Here is a 16662-nt window from a genome sequence, read left to right as displayed (position 1 = left end):
TTTAGTAGTGCAAGATACAATTTTACTTTATTTTTGTGTACTTTGTTAGAGAAATTTAATACGAAATTATGCGAATTGATAAATATTTATGGTGTATTAGATACTATAAAACTAGAAATATAGCAACGGAAGCTTGTAAAAAGGGACATATCACGGTGAATGGACAAGCGGCTAAAGCCTCTAGAGAAGTCTTTCCTACGGATAAAATCACATTGAGAAAAGATCAAATAACTTATAAATTAACAGTATTAGGTATACCTGCTAATAGAGTAGGAGCTAAGTTAGTTGATATTTACCGCAAGGATGAGACTCCTGCAGAGGCATTTGAGCACTTAGAGTTATTAAAGTTATCGAAGGACTATTATAGAGCTAAAGGGACTGGACGTCCTACTAAGAAAGATAGAAGAGATATAGATGATTTTCACGACTATGAAGACGATGATATCATAGAAGGAGAAGATAGTATAGAGAGAGATAATTCTTTTAAAGATAGGGAAGAGGATGTTTGATAAAGAGTTTTGGGAGAAGAAGTATGCTAATAGTGAGGCGCAATGGAATGCAGGAAGCATCACTACGCCTATTAAGGAATACATCGATCAATTGACAAAGAAAGATTTAGCTATTTTAGTACCAGGTATAGGCCATGGGCATGAGTTGATGTATTTATATGAAAATGATTTTACTAATATTAGTGGATTAGACTTTACTATTGCTGGTGCTTTAGAAGCGTACGGATTGATGAATAACTTTCCTTATGGTGATGTGATTTTAGAAGATTTCTTTGAACATGATGGACAATATGACCTTATTATAGAGCAAACGTTCTTCTGTTCGTTGCCTACCGATAAGAGAAGTGATTATGTAGAGAAGATGTATGATTTATTAAAACCAGGAGGAAAGCTAGTAGGGGTGTTATTTGATTGTTACTTTAATCAAGAGACTCCCCCTTTTGGAGGAAGTAAAGAAGAGTACTTAGAATTGTTTAAGGAAAAGTTCAATATACAAGTTTTAGAAACAGCACATAACTCTATTAAGCCTAGAGCAGGTAGAGAGTTATTTTTTATAATTAATAAACAACATGACTAAAAAAATCATTTTAACTAAAGAGCAAATTAAGTTTACTACTAAACGTATAGCTTATCAGATCTATGAGACCTACATAGATGAGGATGAAATAGTAATCGCTGGTGTAGCAAATAGTGGATATACTTTTGCTCAAAAGATCAGTGAAGCATTACAAGAGATTTCTTCTATAAAAGTAATTCTTTGTGAAGTGCGTATAGATAAACAGAATCCGATTAATCCAATAGAGACTTCATTAAATAGTACAGTTTATACAGATAAGTGTGTTGTACTAGTAGATGACGTGTTAAATTCTGGAGCGACATTAATATACGGTGTAAAGCATTTCTTAGAAGTGCCATTAAAGAAACTAAAAACGGCGGTACTAGTAGATCGTAACCATAAAAAATATCCCGTTAAAGCGGACTTTAAAGGGATATCATTATCTACATCATTATTAGAGCATATTCAGGTTGTCTTTGATGGAGACGAGGAGTATGCTTATTTAAGCTAATTAAGATGATTAAGGATGTCTTGAGTTACTTGCTCAGGAGTTTTATCATCTATAGCTATAATAGTTTTAGCCTGATGGTAGAAATAACTACGATCAAATAAATGCTTAGCAATGAAAATTTCAAGAGTATCGTCTGAATTCTGATTAAGAAGAGGGCGATGCTCTTTTTCTTTTTCTAGACGATCTGCTAGTGTTTTAATAGAACCTTTTAGATAGAATGAGGAGATATCCTCTCTCTGTAGAGCTAAATGATTATTAGCATAGCATGGTGTTCCTCCACCTAAGCTAAGAATAAAGTTATCTTGAGTATCTATTATCTCATGTAATAATAGGTGTTCTTGCTTCCTAAAATAGATTTCTCCTTTCGTTTCAAACAGGGATGAAATCGACATTTGATGTTTTTTCTCTATTTCGTTGTCTAAATCTATAAAGTTTAGTTTTAGTTGTTCTGCCAGTATTTTACCAATAGTTGATTTACCAGAACCCATATAGCCTAAAAGAATAATTTTTTTCATAAAAACAAGGGGTTGTTTATTAGAGTGTTAGGATGAATTGAAAAATAAAAGTCAAAAATAAAACAAATATGTGTCGGATTTCTAAAAAAAGCTTCTATATTTGCACCCGCAATCAGGAATTGAAATAACGACTCGATAGCTCAGTTGGTAGAGCACAACACTTTTAATGTTGGGGTCCTGGGTTCGAGCCCCAGTCGGGTCACTAAGAAGACTTAAAATTTCGATTTCAAAATTGCATGACTCGATAGCTCAGTTGGTAGAGCACAACACTTTTAATGTTGGGGTCCTGGGTTCGAGCCCCAGTCGGGTCACTAAGAAAATACATACATTATTATATCAATTTTTAGGAATTGGTATTTGACTCGATAGCTCAGTTGGTAGAGCACAACACTTTTAATGTTGGGGTCCTGGGTTCGAGCCCCAGTCGGGTCACAAAATAATACATACAGATATCAGTTTTAGAAATAAATTGACTCGATAGCTCAGTTGGTAGAGCACAACACTTTTAATGTTGGGGTCCTGGGTTCGAGCCCCAGTCGGGTCACTAAAATAAAAAATCTATTTCAAAAACGATATCGGACTCGATAGCTCAGTTGGTAGAGCACAACACTTTTAATGTTGGGGTCCTGGGTTCGAGCCCCAGTCGGGTCACTAAAGCTATTCTAATAAGAGTAGCTTTTTTTGTTTTTGAATATTAATTTTCTTTACCTTTAGTAAGGTGTTGGTAAATGTATTCGTTTAGGCCATGTGGAGGAATTGGTAGACTCGCCATCTTGAGGGGGTGGTGTCGCAAGACGTATGGGTTCGAATCCCATCATGGTCACATATAAGATAGAAGCGCTGTAGGGGGGGCTTTAAAAGAAAAAGCTACTTAATTTGGTTAAGTAGCTTTTTTTTTACTGTTGATTTGTCTCATCACTATTCTCGTCATTTTTCTTAGAAGGCCCCATTAGTAAAAATAAAGCCACAACTAGACCTACGCAGACTAATCCAAAGATAATAATCATGAAGGTACCGTTGTTGAAGTTGTAAAGAGGTAGGTTTTGTAAAGTCATAATCTGTTTATTTTTGTTATTTTAACACTAAAGTATAGAATATTTTTAACATTTAAAATGATAATTGTCATCTAATTTATATGGGAGTTATTTGATGAGGTAGAAGCGAGGTTTTATCGTGAATTAGGAGGGTAACTAATTGTATATTAAAAGTGTATGTTCTTTTGTTAAATGGAGGGTGATAAGTTAAATAAGATATTTGTAGTCAAAAAATAGGAGAATGTTTAGAAACTATACCTAATCGTATAGTTAGAAAGTCTATTTAGATTAATCGTTATTCTTAAAAATAGTAAGAAAGTAGTTTAATAAAAAAGTTTATATTTTTTTTTAAAATGCTATTAATTCATTTACTGTGTTTTACGGCTATCCCTTGATAAATCTAGGAAAAAAGGTTGGTTTGTAATTTGTGAGATATAAAAAAAGGTCTACCTTTGCATAGCAATTGAGAAACAAACGGTTTGTCAATGACTCGATAGCTCAGTTGGTAGAGCACAACACTTTTAATGTTGGGGTCCTGGGTTCGAGCCCCAGTCGGGTCACAAAAAAAGCAGAGATTATAATCTCTGCTTTTTTTATGTCTTATATTTTGATTACTTTATTTTGTTTAGTGAATCTCCGATTGGTAAATTCAGGATCAGTGACAAAAGTTGGGGACTAGGCAAAAAGTCTAGTTAATCTAAAAAGAAAAAACTTCTTATCCCTAACACCTCTATACATCATACGGAAGTATTTAATTTTGGCATTAAATGATTCCGCAGAAGCATTTGTACTTCTATTAATAAAGTAATTGATGATTTCGTTATAGTGTACATTAAAAGTCTTTAAAACAATACTAAAGTGTTTGAGTGAAGCTTTTTCAATATCATTAAACCAATGAGCAAGCTTAGTCATAGCTATTTCTTTATCTATTTGTAGATTATATATCTGTCTAAGGTTATTAGCAAGTAGATAGGCTTGTTTAATCTCTGGGTATAATTCAAATAGTATCTTAGCTCTTTCTTGTTGGTCAGATGTCCAATTAATTTGGTTTTTATAAAGTAGAGAACGTGAGCGAACTAAAAGTTGCTTCTTAGTATCTCCATTACTAAGTATTTCAGGATTATATATAGTGCCTTGTTCCTTAGCCTTTAAAACAGCAGTGTTCTCAGCGTCAAGCTCAGCCCATCTATATTTTATTCTAATATCTTGTACAGCTTCACTTACAAGCTTTTGTACATGAAAACGATCAATTACTTGCACAGCTTTAGGGAAGCACTTCTTAGCTATCTGTTTCATAGCCCCTGCCATATCTAAAGTAATCTCGGTAACTTTATCTCTAAGTTTTTTAGGTAGTTTAGATAGATGCTTTATTACAGTATCTGATTTTGTTCCTTTAACTATCGCTACAATGGTCTTTTTCTGACCTTTACCTGCTTTAGAAGTCAGTATAGTGTACAATTCTCCCATAGATAAACATACTTCATCTATGGACAGTTGTTCAGTTATATTTTCTGGGTAGAGTAGCCAGTCTTGTGCATGTTCTTGTTGATCCCATTGTTTGAAACCACTAGTTTTATGTTTGTATTGGCGTTGAAACTTCTCTCCTTTAACCCCAAATAATTCACCAATAGCCTTACAGCTAAGTACTTTAGTATCGGCCAATTTTTTTTAAGAACTCCGAAAACTCTGTAGTCATTCGTGTTCCTTCTGCGATGATATTCCAATCACGTGATATAATTTCTCCTGTTTGTTTATCTGTCCAACGACGACGTTGTACGTGTAGTTTAACTGATTTACCTCGTAATGGGAAGTCTTCAATAGTAATCATACTATGGAAACCTTTAGAAATAAGCTGTCTTTCAGTACATTGATTTGCGTAATCATTCTTCTCTTCAAAGTAGATATGTAGTTTTGTTTCTAATTCTTCTATTTTGGTAATATTGAAGTGTTCTACTAAGTAAGTAGGTAAGATTAGTTTTAGTATTTCTTGGCTATCCATCATAGCACAAAGATATTATTTTACACTTTCCTCCCCAACTTTTAACGTTGATTCCAAAAAGTCTAGTTAATCTAAAAAGGAAAAACTTCTTATCTCTAACACCTCTATACATCATACGGAAGTATTTAATTTTGGCATTAAATGATTCCGCAGAAGCATTTGTACTTCTATTAATAAAGTAATTGATGATTTCGTTATAGTGTACATTAAACGTCTTTAAAACAGTACTAAAGTGTTTGAGTGAAGCTTTTTCAATATCATTAAACCAATGAGCTAGCTTAGTCATAGCTATTTCTTTATCTATTTGTAGATTATATATCTGTCTAAGGTTATTAGCAAGTAGATAGGCTTGTTTAATCTCTGGGTATAATTCAAATAGTATCTTAGCTCTTTCTTGTTGGTCAGATGTCCAATTAATTTGGTTTTTATAAAGTAGAGAACGTGAGCGAACTAAAAGTTGCTTCTTAGTATCTCCATTACTAAGTATTTCAGGATTATATATAATGCCTTCTTCCTTAGCCTTTAAAACAGCAGTGTTCTCAGCGTCAAGCTCAGCCCATCTATATTTTATTCTAATATCTTGTACAGCTTCACTTACAAGCTTTTGTACATGAAAACGATCAATTACTTGCACAGCTTTAGGGAAGCACTTCTTAGCTATCTGTTTCATAGCCCCTGCCATATCTAAAGTAATCTCGGTAACTTTATCTCTAAGTTTTTTAGGTAGTTTAGATAGATGCTTTATTACAGTATCTGATTTTGTTCCTTTAACTATCGCTACAATGGTCTTTTTCTGACCTTTACCTGCTTTAGAAGTCAGTATAGTGTACAATTCTCCCATAGATAAACATACTTCATCTATGGAGAGTTGTTCAGTTATATTTTCTGGGTAGAGTAGCCAGTCTTGTGCATGTTCTTGTTGATCCCATTGTTTGAAACCACTAGTTTTATGTTTGTATTGGCGTTGAAACTTTTCACCTTTAACTCCAAATAATTCACCAATAGCCTTACAGCTAAGTACTTTAGTATCGGCCAATTTTTTTTAAGAACTCCGAGAACTCTGTAGTCATTCGTGTTCCTTCTGCGATGATATTCCAATCACGTGATATAATTTCTCCTGTTTGTTTATCTGTCCAACGACGACGTTGTACGTGTAGTTTAACTGATTTACCTCGTAACGGGAAGTCTTCAATAGTAATCATACTATGGAAACCTTTAGAAATAAGCTGTCTTTCAGCACATTGATTTCCGTAATCATTCTTCTCTTCAAAGTAGATATGTAGTTTGGTCTCTAATTCTTCTATTTTGGTAATATTGAAGTGTTCTACTAAGTAAGTAGGTAAGATTAGTTTTAGTATTTCTTGGCTATCCATCATAGCACAAAGATATTATTTTACACTTTCCTCCCCAACTTTTAACGTTGATCCTAAATTCATTTTAGATGTTAAAGACGATATCTCATTTAGTGAGAACTGTCCTGTCAAGATCATTACTATATTCTCTTTACTGTTTTCGTTGAAAAGAAGTAGGTTATTGATGTTGTTAGCAGAACCATTTTGATTGATATATATCGTAATATTACCACCATTATCTTTATTGCTAGAGAACTCTTTTAAAGAAGCAGAAGAGACATGCTTAGATACTGCTGCTTTCATTTCTTCTTTTAAAGAAGCCGAAGCTGTATTAAATACCCTTAATGAAGTTAATTTTTTGATTAGATTTAAATATGCTTTTTCTTCTTGGCTTGTAGGTTCTACCTTTACATTGGCCATCATTTCAAACATCTTTTGATTTACAACTACAGCATTTACTTGTTTGTTCTTTTCGAATGCTTGAAATTCATCTTGAGCAAAGGTGTTAATAGTGCTCAAGGTAAATAAAAAGATAAATATTGCTTTTACTGTATTTTTCATGGTTACTTTGTTTTGTTAGTAGGGATCCCTTTATTCAGGTCATTAGAAAGTTGAATTAGTAATTTTTGACATTCTTTATAAGCCACTTCTGGATTATTAAAAGTTCCATACTCATTTTGTTTTAAAGTAGGTTTGGTGTCACTTTTGGTTGGGAAGTATATAAAAGTCATAATAGCTCCTAATACTAGTGCTCCAAAGAAAAGTAAGTTTTTAATAGATGTCTTTTTCTTCATTTATATTGATCTATATGTACAAACATAATATAAATGTAAATAAGTTTTTGAATAATTCCTACGTAGTTTTCGAAAATCGTATTTGATCAATCTATTACTGAGGTAGTCGATTTATATTTTTAATATTTAATAATGTTCTATTTTTGTATTTAAACCAATAAGATAATTATGAAAAACTGGAAGATTTATTCTATACTATTCTTAGTAACGACTGTATTTGTCTCTTGTAAAAAAGAGAGTAATACTGTAATTACTTCTGATGATACTAATACAATAGAATATGCAAAAGGATTTACTATAGAAGCTTATGATCAATACTCGGTGGTAAATGTAAAGCAGGCTTGGGTAGGTGCAGATAAAAGTTTTAAATATGTGTTATATAAAGAAGGTAAAGAGGTTATTCCTGATTCGTTAAGAACACTTCCTAGTCTTAAAGTACCTGTTCAGTCTATAGTAGTTACTTCAACTACACACCTTCCTTCATTAGTAGTGTTAGAAGAAGAAAAGTCATTGAAAGGTTTTCCGGGGTTAAATTATGTATCATCTCCTTCAATTAGAAAGTTAATAAATGATAATCATATTAAGGAAGTTGGACAAAATGAACAATTAAATACAGAGTTATTATTAGATTTAAATCCTTCAGTTATTGTAGCATTCGCTATGGATGGTTCTAATCAAGCTTTACAATTAATAGAAAAGAGCGGGATACCTGTAGTATATAATGGTGATTGGGTAGAACAGACACCTTTAGGTAAAGCGGAGTGGATTAAACTATTTGGGGCTTTATATGGTAAAGAGAAGGAAGCGAAGATCTTTTTTGATAAAATAGTTCAAGATTATAAGGAAGCACAAGCTTTAGTGAAAGATGCTAAAAATAACCCGACTGTGATGAGTGGTGCTATGTATCAAGATGTATGGTACACTCCTCAAGGGCAAAGCTGGATGGCTATATATTTTAAAGATGCTAAGTCTGACTATTTATGGAAAGAAACAGAAGGTACGGGGAGTTTATCTCTGTCATTAGAGGTGGTACTTGATAAAGCTATAGATGCATCTTTCTGGATTAACCCAGCCCAATATGAAACTCTTCAACAGTTAGTAGATGCTAATCCGCACTATGCTAAGTTTAATGCTTTTAAAAATAAGAATGTATATTCATTCTCTCCAAGAAAAGGAGAGACAGGAGGAAGTCTATTCTATGAATTAGGACCGACACGCCCTGATTTAGTATTAAAAGATTTGATCTATATTTTACATCCAGAGATATCTATACCTAATTACCAACCTGTGTTTTTTGAACAACTAAAGTAATTATGAGTAAAAAATTTGGTATCATAGGTTTAGTGATAGCTTTGTTAATCCTGTTTATTTTCAATATATCTATGGGTAGTATACATATTCCTTTTAGTAAAGTGATAAGTGTGCTACTAGGAGAGGAAGAGGTGAAAGAGACATGGCGTTATATTATTCTTAATTATAGATTGCCTAAAGCCATTGTAGCTGTTCTGGTAGGAGTAGCCCTTTCTATAAGTGGGCTGCTTATGCAGACGCTGTTTCGGAACCCTATGGCAGAAAGTTATGTGTTAGGAATAAGTTCTGGAGCGAGCTTAGGTGTTGCTATATTGATATTAGGTGTATCTTTTTTACCAACAACTGTTGTTTCTATTTTTACTTCTACTTATGGTATCGCTCTTGTATCTATTTTAGGAAGCTTAGGTTTACTTTTTTTAGTGTTATTAGTTTCTAATTCTGTCCGAAATACAGTTACTGTTCTAATTGTAGGATTAATGTTTGGAAGCTTTGCTAATGCGATAGTTGGTATATTGACCTATTTTAGTTCTGCAGAGCAGTTAAAGCGTTTTGCGTTTTGGTCATTGGGAAGTTTAGGTAACTTGAGTTGGGAAAGTATTACTCTTTTTGCTATTGTTGTTGGGATAGGAGTATTAGGAAGTATGTTACTTATTAGAGCTTTAGACGCAATGTTATTGGGTGATAATTACGCATCTTCTATGGGGATTAATGTTAAGAAGGCGCGTAATATGATTATTTTAGTCACTAGTCTTCTAGCAGGGATATCGACTGCATTAGTAGGACCTATTGCGTTTATCGGATTAGCAGTGCCTCATATAGCGAGACTTATATTAAAAGTGAGTAGTCATCGCTATTTGATTATTACTACAGCTTTATTAGGAGGAGTCTTAATGTTGATATGTGATATGCTTACCCAAATAAAAGGAGAGCAGTTCTTGTTGCCTATTAATGCTGTTACTTCTATATTCGGAGCGCCTATTGTAATATGGCTTATTTTAAGAAGAAAAGTTCAGTAAGAGTTCGTTTGAGAGTAGAATAGAAAAAAATATTAAAAATTAAAAGCATCCATAGTTTTGCTTTATCTTTGCGAGTTGTAAATAATAATTATGAAGTTCGATTTATTACATACAGACGTAAATTCTCGTGCACGTGCTGGGAAGATTACGCTTGATCACGGTGTTATTGAGACACCTATTTTTATGCCAGTTGGTACTGTAGCTTCTGTTAAAGGAGTTCATCAACGTGAATTATCAGAAGAGATTAATCCTGACATTATTTTAGGTAATACTTATCACCTTTATTTAAGACCTAAAATGGAGATTCTTAAACAGGCAGGAGGGTTACACAAGTTTATGAACTGGGATCGTAATATCTTAACAGATAGTGGAGGATTTCAGGTATATTCTTTATCATCTAATAGAAAGATTAAAGAAGAAGGGGTGAAGTTTAAGTCTCATATTGATGGTTCTTATCATTTCTTTTCACCAGAGAGCGTAATGGAGATTCAACGTACTATCGGGGCTGATATTATTATGGCTTTTGATGAGTGTACTCCTTATCCATGTGATTATAGATATGCTAAGAGATCTATGCATCGTACACATAGATGGTTAGATAGATGTGTAGATCATTTAACTAAAGTACCAGAGATGTATGGGTATTCTCAAACGTTATTCCCTATTGTACAAGGAAGTACTTTTAAGGATTTACGTGAACAGTCTGCAGAGTATATTGCTAATATAGGTGCTGATGGTAATGCCATTGGAGGGTTATCAGTAGGTGAGCCAGCAGAAGAAATGTATGCAATGACAGAATTAGTAACTAATATTTTACCAAAGGACAAACCTCGTTATTTAATGGGAGTAGGTACTCCTATTAATATTCTAGAGAATATTGCTTTAGGAGTAGATATGTTTGACTGTGTAATGCCAACGCGTAATGCTCGTAATGGTATGTTATTCACAGCTCATGGATCTATGAATATGAAAAATAAGAAATGGGAAGATGATTTCTCTCCTATTGATGAGAATGGATATACATGGGTAGATACAGCTTATTCAAAAGCTTATTTACGTCACTTGTTTGCAGCTAATGAATCATTAGGTAAACAAATCGCAACGATACACAACTTAGGATTCTATTTATGGTTAGTACGTGAAGCTCGTCGTCAGATTTTAGCAGGTACTTTTACAGAGTGGAAAAATAAGATGGTGAAACAAATGGATAACCGTTTATAATTTAATCAAAATATAAAGAAGCATCAAATAGTAATTATATGAAAATATTAGATTGGTATATACTCAAAAGATACTTAGTAACGTTCTTTGTGTTATTATTGCTTTTTGTGCCTATAGGAATCATAATTGATGTTTCTGAAAAAATAAACAAGATATTAGCAAATAAGGTACCCTTGCCAGCAGTACTAATGTACTACTTGGACTTTACAATCTATTTTGCTAATATGTTGTTTCCTATATTGTTATTTATCTCTATTATCTGGTTTACTTCTAAGCTAGCTAATAATACAGAAATTGTAGCAATACTTAGTTCGGGAATTTCCTTTACTCGTTTTTTACGACCTTATATTATCGGGGCTACTTTCATTTCTATTTTTGCTTTAGTAATGTCTGTTTTTATTGTACCTAAAGCTAGTCAAGGGTATAATGATTTCCGTTATAAGTATATGAAGAGTACAGAGGTACGGGAGAGCCAGAACGTATATCGACAAATTAGCCCTACTGAGTTTATTTATGTAAGTAACTTTAACTACAATAGTAAGACAGGATATAACTTTTCATTAGAAGTATTCGATGGAAATAAGATGACTTCAAAAACGACGGCTAACCGTATTGTATGGAATCCTGAGACAGAGACCTATACGTTATTTAGTTATTTTAATAGAGAGATAGGTGAAACTGAAGATCATTTTGAAAGAGCTGATGAGAAAGAAATGAAGCTTGACTTCGATATAGATGATCTTACTCCTGTAGTATACGCTGCAGAAACAATGCAATTAGGGCCTTTAAAACGATTCATAGAAAAGGAGCAAATGAGAGGGTCTTCTAATATTAATGTATATTTAGTCGTTTTGTATAAAAAATATAGTGTACCTGTATCAGCGTTTATTCTAACGATTATTGCGGTATCTGTTTCTTCTATGAAGAGAAGAGGAGGGATGGGAATGAACTTAGCCATAGGGATTGCTTTAGCATTTATCTATGTCTTCTTTGATAAGATATTTGGTACATTGGCAGAAGCGTCTAGTATTCCACCTTTAGTAGCGGTATGGCTACCTAATGTTGTTTTTGGTATTCTAGCAATATTCTTACTTCGAAATGCTCGCAGATAATATAAAAAGTCAGATATATCTCCATTTAATTGTTTTTATATGGGGATTTACAGCAATTCTAGGACAATTAATTTCTCTAGAAGCTCTGCCATTAGTATGGTATCGAATTTTAATAGCAGTAATTACATTATTAGTATTTTATGTTTTTACAAAGCAATCTATAAAAGCGCCCAAACATCGTATTATACAGTTTTTAGGAGCAGGTGTAGTTATTGCGCTACACTGGCTAACTTTCTTTTTAGCCATAAAGGTTTCTAATATTTCTATCACATTAGCTTGTTTGTCCACAGGAGCCTTTTTTGCCTCCATTTTAGAACCATTAATTTTAAAGAGAAAGGTAGTAAGCTATGAAGTGTTCTTTGGCTTTGTAGTTATATGTGCTTTGACTTTAATCTTTAGTGTGAGTGGAGAGTATATAGAAGGAATACTCTTAGGACTAATTGCAGCTTGTTTGTCAGCTTTGTTTTCTATTATTAATAGTAAACTAATCGTGCATACTGCTGCTCCAGTTATTACATTTTACGAAATGTTAGGAGGACTTATAGTTCTTTCCTTAGTATTATTGATTACAGGAGGTTTTACTATAGAATTTTTTGAGGTTAGTCTAAATGATTGGATGTGGCTTTTACTTTTAGGTACAGTATGTACAGCATTTGCTTTTTTAGGTTCAGTCTATATTATGCGCTATTTAACACCTTTTACAGTGATGCTGACTATTAACCTAGAACCTGTGTATGGTATTTTATTAGCTGTGGCCATCTTTAAAGACAGTGAGAAAATGACCTTGGAGTTTTATATAGGAGCCCTGTTGATTTTGAGTACAGTGGTACTAAATGGTATTGTTAAAAATAGAAAAAAGAGAAAACTTAGTACTAGATAGCTTATCTATCCGAGTATTGTTTTATCTTTGTCATTCGTAATTGAAACTAAAACTTAATCATAAATGGAATATTTAGATTTTGAACTTCCAATTAAAGAGCTTGAAGAACAGCTGAATAAATGTGCTTTGATCGGTGAAGAATCTGATGTTGATGTGTCAGCAACTTGTAAGCAAATTGAGAAGAAATTAGAAGAAACTAAGAAGAATATATACAAAAACTTGACTGCTTGGCAGAGAGTTCAATTGTCTAGACACCCTAATAGACCTTATACATTAGATTATATTAAGGCTTTATGTGGAGATACTTTCCTAGAGCTTTTTGGTGATAGAAATGTAAAAGACGACAAAGCAATGGTAGGTGGTCTTGGTAAGATTGGTGATCAAAGTTTTATGTTCGTTGGTCAACAAAAAGGATATAATACTAAGACTAGACAGTATAGAAACTTCGGTATGGCTAATCCAGAAGGATATAGAAAAGCTTTGCGTTTAATGCAAATGGCAGAGAAGTTTAATATTCCTATTGTCACTTTGATTGATACTCCAGGTGCATACCCAGGTTTAGAAGCAGAAGAAAGAGGACAAGGTGAAGCTATCGCTCGTAATATCTATGAAATGTTCCGTATTAAAGTGCCTATCATCTGTATTATCGTAGGTGAAGGAGCTTCAGGAGGTGCCTTAGGTATTGGTGTTGGTGATAAAGTAACGATGTTAGAGAATACTTGGTATTCTGTAATTTCACCAGAATCATGTTCTTCTATTTTATGGAGAAGTTGGGAGTATAAAGAAAGAGCAGCAGATGCTTTAAAGTTGACTTCTTATGATATGAAGAAAAACAAATTAGTTGATGATATCATTCCAGAACCACTTGGAGGAGCACATACTAATAGAGAAGAAACTTTCGCTACTGTTAAGAAATATATCGTAGATACATATAGTAGCTTAGCTAAGTTATCAACAGATAAGTTAATAGAAAAACGCATGGAGAAATACTTCGAAATGGGTGAGTATAAAGACTAGTTCTGAATATATAGAAATACTAAAATCCGAGAGTCTATCTCGGATTTTTTTTTCACTAATTATTAGTTATCTTATTAACAAGCTAATTGTATAAATAAGGATTGAGTTATCGTCAAAAAGGATTAATTTCGCATTATGGAACAAGCAAAAGAATTTAGACCAAAGCAATCTTTTTCTAGAGAAGTTGTGTCTTTAGAGAAAGGAAAACTTCCACCACAGGCTATTGACTTAGAAGAGGCTGTATTGGGAGCCATGATGATTGATAAGAAAGGTATTGATGAGGTTATTGATATATTACAACCTGATGCTTTCTATAAAGATGCTCACAAACATATATTTGAAGCAATCGATCAATTATTCGTAAGTAATCAACCTATAGATTTATTAACTGTATCTACGCAATTGCGTAAGAATGGTAAATTAGATCAAGTTGGTGGTGATTATTACCTGGTTAGTCTTACACAAAAGATTACTTCTTCTGCGCATATTGAATTCCATTCACGCATTATTTTACAGAAATTCATTCAACGTAGTTTGATACGTATTTCGAATGAGATAATTGAAGATGCTTATGATGAGACAAGTGATGTATTTGACTTATTAGATAAAGCTGAATCTAGATTATATGAAGTTACACAAGGAAATATAAAGAAAAGTTCGGAGACAGCTCAGTCTTTAGTTGCGCAAGCAAAGAAAAGAATTGAGGAAATCAGTACTAAAGAAGGACTAAGTGGATTAGCAACAGGTTTCCATAAGTTAGATGAGCTTACGTCTGGATGGCAACCAAGTGACTTGATTATTATAGCAGCTCGTCCTGGTATGGGGAAGACAGCCTTTGTATTATCTATGGCTAGAAATATTGCTATTGAGACAGGTGCTGGTGTTGCGGTTTTCTCATTAGAGATGTCTTCTGTACAGTTGATTACACGTCTTATTTCTTCGGAGACAGGACTTTCATCAGAAAAACTGCGTACAGGAAAATTAGAAACACATGAGTGGGAACAATTAAACGTAAAAGTAAAAGACTTAGAGCGTGCACCATTGTATATAGATGATACTCCGTCTTTATCTATTTTTGACTTAAGAGCTAAAGCTCGTCGTTTAGCTTCTCAGCACGGAATTAAATTGATTATTATCGATTATTTACAGTTAATGACAGCTGGTGGGAACTCTAAAGGGGGAGGGAACCGTGAGCAAGAGATTTCAACTATCTCAAGAACGCTTAAGGCATTGGCAAAAGAATTAGACGTGCCTGTTATTGCCTTATCTCAGTTATCTCGTGCGGTAGAGACACGAGGTGCTTCTAAAAGGCCTTTATTATCCGATTTAAGGGAGTCTGGAGCGATTGAGCAGGATGCGGATATTGTATCGTTTATTTATCGTCCAGAGTACTATAAAATTGAAGAATGGGATGATGAGGAAAGAAGTCCAACTGCAGGACAAGCAGAATTTATCGTAGCGAAACACAGAAATGGTGGATTAGATAATATTCGTCTTAAGTTCTTAGGGCAGTTCGGTAAGTTTGATAATTTAGATGATGATATGATTGGATTTGGTAATACATTCTCATCTGCAATGAATAATCAAGAGGGAGGAGATTATAGACAGAACTTTGTAGGGAATTTACCATCTGGTGATTCTGTATTTGGTTCAGCTCCTAGTCAAGGTAGTTACCAAGGGGGCTATCAGAATGATGATGATGTTCCTTTTTAACTAAATATACAAAAAACGCCTACTTTATAAAGTAGGCGTTTTTTTGTATAGATGATATCTTATTATTGAACTTGTGTAATAGGAGTTGTAGTAATAACTTTAGGTCTATAAAGTTTGTTAGCATAATCCCAATTCAAATGTTTAAAACACATTTCTAAATAGGCTGTAATGTCTTCTTCGTAAGTAGGGTAATAGGCATGTTCCCATAAGTCTATTCCCAGAAGAGGACTTCCTTTAGCTACTTCAGGCATTGTAGGAGAGTCGTTGTTTACAGTTGTAATGACTTGTAATGTTCCGTTAACCTGTACTAACCATAGCCAGCCAGACCCAATTAGAGCATTTCCTTGCGTTATAAACTCTTTCTTAAACTCTGCCATAGAACCAAAGGATTCTGTTATAGCATTTTTAAGGCTCTCATTAGGAGTTTTTTCTTCTAATGGAGAAATAGAACGCCAGTAGATATTATGATTGTAATATGCTCCTGAGAAATTCTTTAGTTTAGGGTAATTATTATCAATTTTAGCCACTAAGCCAGATATACTATCTCTTTCAAATGGAGTACCATGTACAGAGGTGTTTAATTTATTAGTATAGCTTAGATGGTATTTGTCGTAATGTATATAAACGCTTTCAGGTTTTAATATATCAACATAATCACCAAAACCATGACCAATACCTTGCATTTCGAATGGTCCTTGTTTAGTTTTGATAGTATTAGGATCCGGAAAGTTAGAATTTTTAGTGATAAAAGATTCCCTTTCTGGTATCTGTACTTCTGTTAGTTCTTCCTTGTTATTACAAGAAGTAAGTAGAACAAAGTTCAGAGTGATTACAGTGATTAATGTTACCTTAAGCTTTTTCATTATCTAATATTTCTTTCGCTAACTTAATGTATTCTAATTTAGCTTCTTCTATTGTTAAATGACTTACTTGTGTCCAAGCATTAAATTTAAAAGCACGTTTAAGATCACTAGACATATCTTCGAAATCTTGGTGGCTTAATCCATTTGTAGCTTGTTTGTAAAAAGCATAGATGCGCAACATTACATCAGGAGGAAGGTTCTTAGCCTCTCTTGAAATTCGCTCGTATGCTTCTGTAAAATCTAAATCTAAATTGCTCAT

General features: G+C 33.4%; 20 protein-coding genes and 7 tRNA genes. 17 read left to right on the top strand and 10 right to left on the bottom strand.

The features are described 5' to 3' along the window. The first annotated feature begins 68 nt into the window (after positions 1–68). The 3 genes from MYRA21_RS01560 to MYRA21_RS01550 are packed head-to-tail and all read left to right on the top strand — an operon-like array spanning position 69 to position 1576. On the top strand, positions 69–509 hold the full coding sequence (locus MYRA21_RS01560) for an RNA-binding S4 domain-containing protein (protein ID WP_006258781.1): 441 nt from the start codon (positions 69–71) through the stop codon (positions 507–509). Further along, positions 502–1086 (top strand): methyltransferase domain-containing protein, encoded by a 585-nt coding sequence (locus MYRA21_RS01555; protein ID WP_006258780.1) that lies wholly within the window; start codon positions 502–504, stop codon positions 1084–1086. The genes MYRA21_RS01560 and MYRA21_RS01555 overlap by 8 nt, the downstream gene beginning before the upstream one ends. Then, positions 1079–1576: a phosphoribosyltransferase family protein gene (locus tag MYRA21_RS01550; RefSeq protein ID WP_006258779.1), complete on the top strand. Its 498-nt coding sequence runs from the start codon at positions 1079–1081 to the stop codon at positions 1574–1576. Before MYRA21_RS01555 ends, MYRA21_RS01550 begins: the two co-directional genes overlap by 8 nt. Here the strand turns inward: MYRA21_RS01550 and MYRA21_RS01545 are convergent. After that, positions 1573–2091, bottom strand: coding sequence for a shikimate kinase (locus tag MYRA21_RS01545; protein WP_006258776.1), 519 nt, complete (start codon positions 2089–2091; stop codon positions 1573–1575). The genes MYRA21_RS01550 and MYRA21_RS01545 overlap by 4 nt on opposite strands. A 129-nt stretch (positions 2092–2220) precedes the next feature. Here MYRA21_RS01545 and MYRA21_RS01540 point away from each other — a divergent pair. The 6 genes from MYRA21_RS01540 to MYRA21_RS01515 all read left to right on the top strand — a co-directional run bounded on the left by MYRA21_RS01540 (position 2221) and on the right by MYRA21_RS01515 (position 2914). Then, a tRNA-Lys gene (locus tag MYRA21_RS01540) sits at positions 2221–2293 on the top strand. 36 nt (positions 2294–2329) lie between these two features. After that, positions 2330–2402 (top strand) — tRNA-Lys (locus MYRA21_RS01535). A gap of 48 nt (positions 2403–2450) precedes the next feature. Beyond that, a tRNA-Lys gene (locus MYRA21_RS01530) sits at positions 2451–2523 on the top strand. A 39-nt stretch (positions 2524–2562) separates the two neighbouring features. Continuing rightward, positions 2563–2635, top strand: a tRNA-Lys gene (locus MYRA21_RS01525). 34 nt (positions 2636–2669) lie between these two features. Continuing rightward, positions 2670–2742 (top strand) — tRNA-Lys (locus tag MYRA21_RS01520). 90 nt (positions 2743–2832) lie between these two features. After that, a tRNA-Leu gene (locus MYRA21_RS01515) sits at positions 2833–2914 on the top strand. A 73-nt stretch (positions 2915–2987) separates the two neighbouring features. Here the strand turns inward: MYRA21_RS01515 and MYRA21_RS19125 are convergent. Beyond that, positions 2988–3146 (bottom strand): hypothetical protein, encoded by a 159-nt coding sequence (locus MYRA21_RS19125; protein WP_006258775.1) that lies wholly within the window; start codon positions 3144–3146, stop codon positions 2988–2990. A gap of 466 nt (positions 3147–3612) precedes the next feature. On the opposite strand from MYRA21_RS19125, the gene MYRA21_RS01510 reads away from it, so the two are divergent. Further along, positions 3613–3685, top strand: a tRNA-Lys gene (locus tag MYRA21_RS01510). A gap of 115 nt (positions 3686–3800) precedes the next feature. On the opposite strand, the gene MYRA21_RS01505 is transcribed toward MYRA21_RS01510, so the two are convergent. The 6 genes from MYRA21_RS01505 to MYRA21_RS01480 are packed head-to-tail and all read right to left on the bottom strand — an operon-like array spanning position 3801 to position 7270. Further along, the gene (locus tag MYRA21_RS01505) at positions 3801–4787 is read right to left on the bottom strand and encodes a transposase (protein WP_039328390.1); all 987 of its coding nucleotides are present in this window, start codon (positions 4785–4787) and stop codon (positions 3801–3803) included. Further along, positions 4774–5127, bottom strand: a complete 354-nt coding sequence (locus MYRA21_RS01500; protein WP_006258407.1) for a hypothetical protein — start codon at positions 5125–5127, stop codon at positions 4774–4776. The genes MYRA21_RS01505 and MYRA21_RS01500 overlap by 14 nt, the downstream gene beginning before the upstream one ends. Then, a complete protein-coding gene (locus MYRA21_RS01495) occupies positions 5117–6160 on the bottom strand; it encodes a transposase (protein WP_233446023.1) in 1044 nt (347 codons plus the stop codon). Before MYRA21_RS01495 ends, MYRA21_RS01500 begins: the two co-directional genes overlap by 11 nt. Further along, positions 6147–6500, bottom strand: a complete 354-nt coding sequence (locus MYRA21_RS01490) for a hypothetical protein (protein ID WP_039328386.1) — start codon at positions 6498–6500, stop codon at positions 6147–6149. Before MYRA21_RS01490 ends, MYRA21_RS01495 begins: the two co-directional genes overlap by 14 nt. A gap of 12 nt (positions 6501–6512) precedes the next feature. Next, the gene (locus tag MYRA21_RS01485; RefSeq protein WP_006258773.1) at positions 6513–7037 is read right to left on the bottom strand and encodes a DUF4252 domain-containing protein; all 525 of its coding nucleotides are present in this window, start codon (positions 7035–7037) and stop codon (positions 6513–6515) included. 2 nt (positions 7038–7039) lie between these two features. Beyond that, a complete protein-coding gene (locus tag MYRA21_RS01480) occupies positions 7040–7270 on the bottom strand; it encodes a hypothetical protein (RefSeq protein ID WP_006258772.1) in 231 nt (76 codons plus the stop codon). A 168-nt stretch (positions 7271–7438) separates the two neighbouring features. Between MYRA21_RS01480 and MYRA21_RS01475 the strand changes: the two genes are divergently transcribed. From MYRA21_RS01475 to dnaB, 7 genes are all read left to right on the top strand, one after another. Then, positions 7439–8581: an ABC transporter substrate-binding protein gene (locus MYRA21_RS01475; protein ID WP_006258771.1), complete on the top strand. Its 1143-nt coding sequence runs from the start codon at positions 7439–7441 to the stop codon at positions 8579–8581. Between the two features lie 2 nt (positions 8582–8583). Continuing rightward, a complete protein-coding gene (locus MYRA21_RS01470) occupies positions 8584–9597 on the top strand; it encodes an iron ABC transporter permease (RefSeq protein WP_006258770.1) in 1014 nt (337 codons plus the stop codon). 90 nt (positions 9598–9687) lie between these two features. Then, the gene (tgt, locus tag MYRA21_RS01465) at positions 9688–10818 is read left to right on the top strand and encodes a tRNA guanosine(34) transglycosylase Tgt (RefSeq protein ID WP_006258769.1); all 1131 of its coding nucleotides are present in this window, start codon (positions 9688–9690) and stop codon (positions 10816–10818) included. Between the two features lie 38 nt (positions 10819–10856). Further along, positions 10857–11930 carry an LptF/LptG family permease gene (locus MYRA21_RS01460; RefSeq protein WP_006258768.1) on the top strand — a complete coding sequence of 358 codons (1074 nt, stop codon included), beginning with the start codon at positions 10857–10859 and terminating at the stop codon, positions 11928–11930. Next, entirely contained in the window at positions 11917–12810 is an 894-nt protein-coding gene (locus MYRA21_RS01455) for a DMT family transporter (RefSeq protein ID WP_006258767.1), read from the top strand. Before MYRA21_RS01460 ends, MYRA21_RS01455 begins: the two co-directional genes overlap by 14 nt. A gap of 63 nt (positions 12811–12873) precedes the next feature. Further along, positions 12874–13827 (top strand): acetyl-CoA carboxylase carboxyltransferase subunit alpha, encoded by a 954-nt coding sequence (locus MYRA21_RS01450; RefSeq protein WP_006258766.1) that lies wholly within the window; start codon positions 12874–12876, stop codon positions 13825–13827. 135 nt (positions 13828–13962) lie between these two features. Continuing rightward, entirely contained in the window at positions 13963–15540 is a 1578-nt protein-coding gene (dnaB, locus tag MYRA21_RS01445) for a replicative DNA helicase (protein WP_006258765.1), read from the top strand. A gap of 62 nt (positions 15541–15602) precedes the next feature. Here dnaB and MYRA21_RS01440 read toward each other — a convergent pair whose 3' ends face one another. Beyond that, positions 15603–16403 (bottom strand): superoxide dismutase, encoded by an 801-nt coding sequence (locus tag MYRA21_RS01440; RefSeq protein WP_006258764.1) that lies wholly within the window; start codon positions 16401–16403, stop codon positions 15603–15605. Continuing rightward, a complete protein-coding gene (locus MYRA21_RS01435) occupies positions 16390–16662 on the bottom strand; it encodes an acyl-CoA-binding protein (RefSeq protein WP_006258762.1) in 273 nt (90 codons plus the stop codon). The genes MYRA21_RS01440 and MYRA21_RS01435 overlap by 14 nt, the downstream gene beginning before the upstream one ends.

The sequence above is a fragment of the Myroides sp. A21 genome, assembly GCF_000807225.1.
In the GTDB taxonomy this organism is placed as follows: Bacteria; Bacteroidota; Bacteroidia; order Flavobacteriales; family Flavobacteriaceae; genus Flavobacterium; species Flavobacterium odoratimimum.
Note: the sequence above shows the minus strand (reverse complement) of the source record. Positions and strands in the feature narration are given on the sequence as shown.

Coding starts and splice junctions, on each gene's coding strand:
- MYRA21_RS01560 (WP_006258781.1), top strand. CDS start 69: ATGCGAATTGATAAATATTTATGGTGTATTAGATACTATAAAACTAGA.
- MYRA21_RS01555 (WP_006258780.1), top strand. CDS start 502: ATGTTTGATAAAGAGTTTTGGGAGAAGAAGTATGCTAATAGTGAGGCG.
- MYRA21_RS01550 (WP_006258779.1), top strand. CDS start 1,079: ATGACTAAAAAAATCATTTTAACTAAAGAGCAAATTAAGTTTACTACT.
- MYRA21_RS01545 (WP_006258776.1), bottom strand. CDS start 2,091: ATGAAAAAAATTATTCTTTTAGGCTATATGGGTTCTGGTAAATCAACT.
- MYRA21_RS19125 (WP_006258775.1), bottom strand. CDS start 3,146: ATGACTTTACAAAACCTACCTCTTTACAACTTCAACAACGGTACCTTC.
- MYRA21_RS01500 (WP_006258407.1), bottom strand. CDS start 5,127: ATGATGGATAGCCAAGAAATACTAAAACTAATCTTACCTACTTACTTA.
- MYRA21_RS01490 (WP_039328386.1), bottom strand. CDS start 6,500: ATGATGGATAGCCAAGAAATACTAAAACTAATCTTACCTACTTACTTA.
- MYRA21_RS01485 (WP_006258773.1), bottom strand. CDS start 7,037: ATGAAAAATACAGTAAAAGCAATATTTATCTTTTTATTTACCTTGAGC.
- MYRA21_RS01480 (WP_006258772.1), bottom strand. CDS start 7,270: ATGAAGAAAAAGACATCTATTAAAAACTTACTTTTCTTTGGAGCACTA.
- MYRA21_RS01475 (WP_006258771.1), top strand. CDS start 7,439: ATGAAAAACTGGAAGATTTATTCTATACTATTCTTAGTAACGACTGTA.
- MYRA21_RS01470 (WP_006258770.1), top strand. CDS start 8,584: ATGAGTAAAAAATTTGGTATCATAGGTTTAGTGATAGCTTTGTTAATC.
- tgt (WP_006258769.1), top strand. CDS start 9,688: ATGAAGTTCGATTTATTACATACAGACGTAAATTCTCGTGCACGTGCT.
- MYRA21_RS01460 (WP_006258768.1), top strand. CDS start 10,857: ATGAAAATATTAGATTGGTATATACTCAAAAGATACTTAGTAACGTTC.
- MYRA21_RS01455 (WP_006258767.1), top strand. CDS start 11,917: ATGCTCGCAGATAATATAAAAAGTCAGATATATCTCCATTTAATTGTT.
- MYRA21_RS01450 (WP_006258766.1), top strand. CDS start 12,874: ATGGAATATTTAGATTTTGAACTTCCAATTAAAGAGCTTGAAGAACAG.
- dnaB (WP_006258765.1), top strand. CDS start 13,963: ATGGAACAAGCAAAAGAATTTAGACCAAAGCAATCTTTTTCTAGAGAA.
- MYRA21_RS01440 (WP_006258764.1), bottom strand. CDS start 16,403: ATGAAAAAGCTTAAGGTAACATTAATCACTGTAATCACTCTGAACTTT.
- MYRA21_RS01435 (WP_006258762.1), bottom strand. CDS start 16,662: ATGAGCAATTTAGATTTAGATTTTACAGAAGCATACGAGCGAATTTCA.